The organism is Corynebacterium sp. HMSC056F09 (assembly GCF_001815785.1).
Classification (GTDB): Bacteria; Actinomycetota; Actinomycetes; order Mycobacteriales; family Mycobacteriaceae; genus Corynebacterium; species Corynebacterium hiratae.
The window spans coordinates 39,285-45,576 of record NZ_KV821899.1 but is presented as its reverse complement, the minus strand read 5'-3'; the positions used below and the strand labels follow the sequence as shown (position 1 = coordinate 45,576).

Annotated in this window: 6 protein-coding genes; 3 read left to right on the top strand and 3 right to left on the bottom strand. The window is 55.0% G+C overall.

Annotation, left to right across the window (positions count from 1 at the left end):
• Positions 1 to 319: 319 nt before the first annotated feature.
• Both HMPREF3056_RS02605 and lhgO read right to left on the bottom strand, forming a co-directional pair.
• Positions 320 to 1,648, bottom strand: a complete 1,329-nt coding sequence (locus tag HMPREF3056_RS02605; protein ID WP_070701117.1) for an MFS transporter — start codon at positions 1,646 to 1,648, stop codon at positions 320 to 322.
• Positions 1,649 to 1,677: 29 nt separating this feature from the next.
• Positions 1,678 to 2,883 (bottom strand): L-2-hydroxyglutarate oxidase, encoded by a 1,206-nt coding sequence (gene lhgO / locus HMPREF3056_RS02600; protein ID WP_070701119.1) that lies wholly within the window; start codon positions 2,881 to 2,883, stop codon positions 1,678 to 1,680.
• A 44-nt stretch (positions 2,884 to 2,927) separates the two neighbouring features.
• On the opposite strand from lhgO, the gene HMPREF3056_RS02595 reads away from it, so the two are divergent.
• From HMPREF3056_RS02595 to HMPREF3056_RS02585, 3 genes are all read left to right on the top strand, one after another.
• On the top strand, positions 2,928 to 3,638 hold the full coding sequence (locus HMPREF3056_RS02595; protein ID WP_070701121.1) for a GntR family transcriptional regulator: 711 nt from the start codon (positions 2,928 to 2,930) through the stop codon (positions 3,636 to 3,638).
• A gap of 212 nt (positions 3,639 to 3,850) precedes the next feature.
• Positions 3,851 to 4,237, top strand: a complete 387-nt coding sequence (locus HMPREF3056_RS02590; protein ID WP_070701123.1) for an MmcQ/YjbR family DNA-binding protein — start codon at positions 3,851 to 3,853, stop codon at positions 4,235 to 4,237.
• A 318-nt stretch (positions 4,238 to 4,555) separates the two neighbouring features.
• Complete coding sequence (locus tag HMPREF3056_RS02585; RefSeq protein WP_070701125.1) at positions 4,556 to 5,002, top strand: MarR family winged helix-turn-helix transcriptional regulator; 447 nt, start codon at positions 4,556 to 4,558, stop codon at positions 5,000 to 5,002.
• A 45-nt stretch (positions 5,003 to 5,047) separates the two neighbouring features.
• On the opposite strand, the gene HMPREF3056_RS02580 is transcribed toward HMPREF3056_RS02585, so the two are convergent.
• Positions 5,048 to 6,283, bottom strand: coding sequence for a M20 family metallo-hydrolase (locus tag HMPREF3056_RS02580; protein ID WP_070701127.1), 1,236 nt, complete (start codon positions 6,281 to 6,283; stop codon positions 5,048 to 5,050).
• Positions 6,284 to 6,292 lie beyond the last annotated feature (9 nt).

The following is a 6,292-nucleotide window of genomic DNA, read 5'->3' as shown; positions in this document are numbered from 1 at the left end:
TTGTGCGTTTGAGAGAGCGCATGCGAGAGAGAGAACCCCTCATCCTCCGGAGGGCGGCCAGTGGCCGATAATCGGAGGAACTTGATAGAGACGCTGCTGGGCCCTTCCCCGAGGAATCGTGGGAGGGGCCCAGCGGTGTTTTCACCTGGTAAGTTCTGAAGCAACAACCGCTGTTCAGCCCCACTCATTGCACCGTCAAACTAGCAGGATCTACTCAGTTCAATGCACGCAATCTTAGCGGTCATCGACACTCTAAGCATGGATTAAAGCAGGAGTTCTATCTGCGTTCATACTGACGGAGAAAATAGGTTGGACTGGGCTAATTCTTTTCGTTTGTAAGGTGTTTTCCCTGATCAAAAAGCGCGAAGATTAGGACCATGACACCCGATACAACCAACACGATCCCAACACCAGTTGTCGAATTCGTTGGAGAAGCCGTAACAAGAGAAAGCGCACCCAAGGGGGCCAGTCCGCCCGCAATGGCTGTACCGAGTTCACGCGCAAAACCTACACCAGTACTGCGGACTTCGGTCGGAAACTGGCGGCTTAGGAATGATCCTTGTGCCGAGAACATCATCGGGGCAAGGATGCCCGTTCCAATCGCAATTGCGACATAGGCGCCCCATGCAGTACCAGTCTCAAGTAGAGCGAGGAATCCGAAAGCAAAGAGTGCTGAAAGAACACCTCCGGTGGCGATGACCATCTTGGAACCGAAACGGTCACACGCTTCACCGAAGATCGGGACAGCAAAAATGGCAACACAGCCCGCGACCATGACCGCTCCGGACGCAATGTTAGCGCTGACCTCCTGAAATTCTTTGAGGTACGCCACAGAAAACGTCTTGAAGATGTAGCTAAGCGCGTTGTACCCAATCGCGATGCCGAGAACAACTATTAAGCCCTTCCAATTGTATTTAAAGACCTCAGAAAAGGTGACCGTCTTCTTTTCCTCGACAACATCTTGCTTGAATTCGGGCGACTCAGGCAGCGAACGGCGTACCCACATTCCAACTCCGACCAGAACGATGGAAATAACGAAAGGAATTCGCCAGCCACCGTTCATAAGGAACTCATCTCCGTTCAAGGTCAATAAAAAGATGGTTCCGGATGAGAGAACAAGACCAAGGTTGAGGCCAAGTGCCGGCCAGGCACCTTGGCGCCCCCTACGGCCTTCCTTAGCGTGCTCGTACGAATTTACGGCGGCGCCGGCATACTCAGCACCTGCACCCATGCCCTGGAAAATCCGGCAAGTTACCAAAAGTACAGGAGCCGCAAGGCCAATTGTCTCATAAGTAGGAAGAATACCGATTAAGAACGTCGAAAGCCCCATAAGCGTGAAGGTAATGACAAGGGTCTTTTTACGCCCGATTCGATCCCCCATGTGGCCAAAGACAATACCGCCAATTGGACGGGCAATGAAGCCTACGGCAAAAGTAGCAAAGGCTTTGAGGGTAGCTGTTTCGGAACTATCATCGCTGAAAAAGAGCTGTCCGAAAACGATGGACGCCATAGTGGCATAAAGATAGAAGTCGTACCACTCGACGGTCGTACCGATTAACGTAGCGGCCAAAACTTTACGAAGACGCGACTTCTCCTGCTCAGGAGTCTCAACCTGTGGAGCCGGCGTTGAGGCAGAATTTGTAGTCATCTTTGTGTGCTCCTTTCGAGAATTGAAAATTAGAGGTCGTGCTTTTCTGAGACTTGTTCGACGATGTATTCAGCAATTGCGAGTGAGGAAGTCGCACCAGGAGATGGCGCATTACGGATGAGCGTTGAATTTCCGAGGTATTCAATAACGAAATCATCGACGAGAGTTCCGTCCTTATCCATTGCCTGTGCACGAACACCTCGTGGCAATGGTTTTGCCTCGGCGTCCATAACGCCTGGTACAAGTCCAGCGGCGCCATTGACGAATTGTTGGCGGGATAGGAGCCCCTTCATTTCTCGGACTGCAGCGAGCATGTTCTTCGCTGCAAACTGCCAAAAACCAAAGTTGAAGGCGATGTCTAATGTGTCCTTGATGCCTATGTTCACACCGCTGTAGTTTTCGCGACCGAAGGAGAGGAAGGCGTTGGGCCCCACGAGCATAGCTCCATCCACTCGCTTGGTCAGGTGTACTCCAAGGAATGGGTAAGCAGGATCGGGAACGGGGTAAACAAGACCGTTTGTGATACCTTCATACTTTGGAGCAAGTTGCATGTACTGCCCAAAGAACGGCACGATCTTCGGGAACTCGTCTCCTCCGGCCATCTTTGCGACTCGGTCCGACTGCAGGCCGGCACAAGCGATCAGGTAATCGAATTCAAATGACTCATTCTTTGTCTTTACAGCGACCCGATCTGAGCTTGAATCAATGCTTATAACCTCCTCGCCGAATTTCACTGTTCCCCCCGCTTCGCGGATATCTGCAATCAGGGCTCTTGTGATTCCGGGATAATCGATAATGGCGGTTTCGGGAGAATGAAGGGCCAATGTCCCCTTGGCATTAGGCTCTACAGATGTGATTTCACTTCCGTTAAGAAGACGAACACCTGGAACACCGTTGTCAGTTGCCTTCCTAAAAATTTCGCGGAGACGTTCCTCCTCCTCGGGAGTAGTTGCGACAAGAATTTTGCCGCACTCGTCGTACGCAACCCCCTTGGCCTGAGCATATTGCTTGATCAACTCGACCCCTCGGCGGCAAAGCCGGGCTTTAAGACTGCCTGGCTCATAGTAGAGACCTGCATGGACCACGCCTGAATTATGACCGGTCTGGTGTTCAGCAGGTTCATACCCTTTTTCAAGGACCGTTACTTCTGCTCCGGGAAATCGAAGCGTGATCTCGCGGGCTACAGCTGCGCCGATAATTCCGGCGCCTATAACACCAAAACGACTTGTCGACATAGTTCTCCTTCAGTTTTAAAAGGTGTTGGTGGCATACTTGTGCAATGCAGCAAGTTGAGAAACATCCGAGTCTTACAGAACAAGCTACGGCGCAAATCCGAGCCGGAATTCTTGATGGCAGTCTTGAAGTCGGACAGGTGTATTCAGCAGTTGAACTGGGCAAAAGCCTTGGAGTTTCTCGTACTCCAATCAGGGAAGCTCTCCTTGAGCTTGAGCGCAGAGGGCTTGTTCGTATTGAGAAGAACAAGGGGGCACGCATCTTGAGCACCTCAATCGATACCCTTATTGAAGTTTTTCAGATTCGATTGATGATTGAGGTTCCGCTTTCCCGGCGGACCGCGGAATTTGCAACTACACAAGAACTGTCTCAGGTTGAAGAAAGCTTTGAGCATTTTAGGGAGCAAGCACAGGCAGGCAGCACAGAGGGCACCCTCAAAGCAGATCGAGATTTCCACTCCGCTCTGCTTTCCGGCGCATCCAATCAAAAGGCACTGCAGATCCTTCGGGAGCAAAGGGATTTCGTGCTCAGTACGGGAATCGGAACGGTTCCCAAGAGCAGGTCCGCTTTGGATTGTTTCCACGACCATGACGACATCATGAAAGCTCTTCGTATACGGGACATTGAAGGCGTAGGCATTGCCGTCGGTCGACATATCAGCAACACTGCACAGATACTCATTGCTCAAGAGTCCGGATCTCTCGATCTGGCTTCTCAAAAGAGAATCCGCCAAAGTCTGGAATGGTATATCCACTAGAGTTCACCTCCTCTCGTTCCGTGACCTGGATTACAAGAATATAGATCAGTTGCATGCAACATGTAAGTAGAATCCGGAAAAATATCTAAAAATTGTAGATGGGTGCCCCCGTTGAAGACGAGAAAAGGCACGGTTGAACACGACGCCCCCGGGATAACAAAAATAGAATTCAGTACGCTGCTCGCTGACCAGACCTGGTTTCGTCTATCTCTATGAAACTATTTCCTATGGACATCCACACCTGCGCTAGCGCCCGCGCCACCGAACTCCCCGGCGCGACGTTGACGCACCCTTTCGGCCCTGACTGGGACGTGTTCAAGGTACGCGGCAAGGTCTTCCTCCTTCTCACCGCGGCAACTGGCCGCCCGCAGGCTATCCTCAAAGCCGAGCCCCTTGACGCCGAAGCGCTGCGCAGCGAGCACGCCTTCATCACACCCGGCTATCACATGAACAAGCGCCACTGGGTGTCCGTACACCCAGATCCCCGCCTCACCCCGCAGCTTCTTACCGAACTTGTGACGGACTCCTACCGCCTTGTGGTGGAAAAGCTCCCCCGCTCACAACGCCCCATTAATCCGTCCGATTTTGGCTCTCCATAACCCCGATTATTAACCCCGGGGGCAATTCCCCACACACCGCCCGCTGCGTTTTGATGGCGATAACCAGCGGAATGTGCCCCGCACATCAATCTCACAGCTCATCCCTTCCTCTTTAGGTGGGTCTAAGCTTCACATTGTCCCCCAATCAGTTGCATACTGTATGTCGTGCGTTGGAGAGAACGCACACAGAGAGAGATAGAGAGACTTCAGCGCCCTGTGGCCCCATTACATGCGGCCCGGGCGCTGAAGTTTTAGTCTGTTAATCCATTCCCTGAAAACATTTGCGGACATCAACCCAAAACTCTTACGCTTAATTGCGTGACAGAAATTGATCCAATCGCTGAGACCATCGCGGAGTACCGCCGCTTCGAACGCGCCCGGGCTAGGTTCGACACAGAAGCGCGCCGCGAGTACGGAATCACCGGTTCCCATCTTTCGCTTCTGCGGCTCATCGATAAGAAGGGCCCCATCCCGATCCTTCAGCTGCGCAAGGAACTAGGATGGCAACCCGCCACCATCGGGCAGGCTGTCAAGCGCTTAGTGCGTGATGATCTCATTGCGCTCAACGACGATCCGGAGGACCTGCGCCGCCGTTTGTGCGACATCACCGAAGAAGGCCGTCGCTTCCTGCTCCATGTCCCGCTTACCGGCCCAGTGCGCTTACGCACCTACGAGTTCAGCGAGGAAGAGCTCACCGCGATGAAGCGCGGATTCGAGGTCGCACTACAGGCCTTTGGCTACGAGCCGTGGAGCGATAACGACTAAGGCAGATAGCAACTAGCGCGTCTTGCGCGGCGGCGCGCAGGGCACCTAGCCCTCCCCGCACCCGGATTCCACGAGGCGTTGCGCCACGTGCGTCAGCACGTCCAGTCCAGCCACGCAGTCTTCCTCCGTGGTGAACTCCTTTTCGTTATGGGAGATGCCATCGACGGACGGGATGAAGAGCATGACCGTCGGCACCACCTCTTTAAGGTTGGTCGAGTCATGGCCGGCCACCGTGTAGATCTCCTGGTGCGAGTAGCCCAGCTCCTCCACCACCTCCCGGGCCAGCGCCACGCCGGCCGCCGGGTAAGGGTTGAGAGCCCACTCGTGCGTTGGCGACAGCTCTACTGAGGTGCGCGATTCCTCCTCTGCTTCGGCAATAATCTCTTGCAGGCGTGCTTGGGCTTTGTCCAGCACCTCCGTGGAGGGCGAGCGCACGTCCACGTTGAAACGCACCTCGCGGGCGATGGTCACGGGCGAGTTCGGCTCCAGTGTTAGCTGCGAGACCGAAGCCTGCAGCTGGCCTTCGGCAAATTCGTGGGTGAGGCGCTCTACTGAAGCAATAATGAGGGAGGCGCCGAAGAGCGCATCCTTCCTATCGGCCATCAGAGTAGAGCCGGTATGGCCCTGTTCACCGGAGACCACCGCCTGGAATTTCTTCGCGCCCCACGTGGCGGTGACCAAACCAATCGTGTTGCCTGCAGCTTCAAGCTCCTTACCTTGCTCGACGTGGATCTCCGCATAGGCCGCGAGCTTCGGAGCTTCACCGCGCGGGGCCCAGCCGGCCTCTTCTTGAGCCTCCGCGACGGTGACGCCGCTGAGATCGGTGGCGGAGTAGGCGTCGTCAAGCGCCAACGTTCCCACAAACACGGAGCTGCCCATCATGGAAGGCGCAAAGCGCGAGCCCTCCTCGTTGAACCAGTTGATCACCGCCAGGTTATAGCGTGCCTTGGCGCCCGACTGCGCCACGCGCCCGGCCGCATGGGCTGCGGCCAGCACGCCATAAGCACCGTCGAAACGGCCTGCCAGTGGCTGCGAATCCAGGTGTGAGCCCAGGCCCACGTACTCGGCGCCGGGGGCAAGCTCAAAGAGACCGTACTGGTTGCCAATCTCGTCATAAATGACCCGCGCCCCGAGGGACTCTAGAACCTCGTGGAACCAGGCGCGGTTGAGGTTATCGCCAGCACTGGCCGCCTGTCGCTCCACGCCACCGCCTGGCGTGGCACCGTTGGCGGACATGGCTTGGAAATCGGCCAGGAATTGTTCGTTGGTGGTTGCTCGCATGTCTACTCC

Coding starts and splice junctions, on each gene's coding strand:
- HMPREF3056_RS02605 (WP_070701117.1), bottom strand. CDS start 1,648: ATGACTACAAATTCTGCCTCAACGCCGGCTCCACAGGTTGAGACTCCT.
- lhgO (WP_070701119.1), bottom strand. CDS start 2,883: ATGTCGACAAGTCGTTTTGGTGTTATAGGCGCCGGAATTATCGGCGCA.
- HMPREF3056_RS02595 (WP_070701121.1), top strand. CDS start 2,928: ATGCAGCAAGTTGAGAAACATCCGAGTCTTACAGAACAAGCTACGGCG.
- HMPREF3056_RS02590 (WP_070701123.1), top strand. CDS start 3,851: ATGAAACTATTTCCTATGGACATCCACACCTGCGCTAGCGCCCGCGCC.
- HMPREF3056_RS02580 (WP_070701127.1), bottom strand. CDS start 6,283: ATGCGAGCAACCACCAACGAACAATTCCTGGCCGATTTCCAAGCCATG.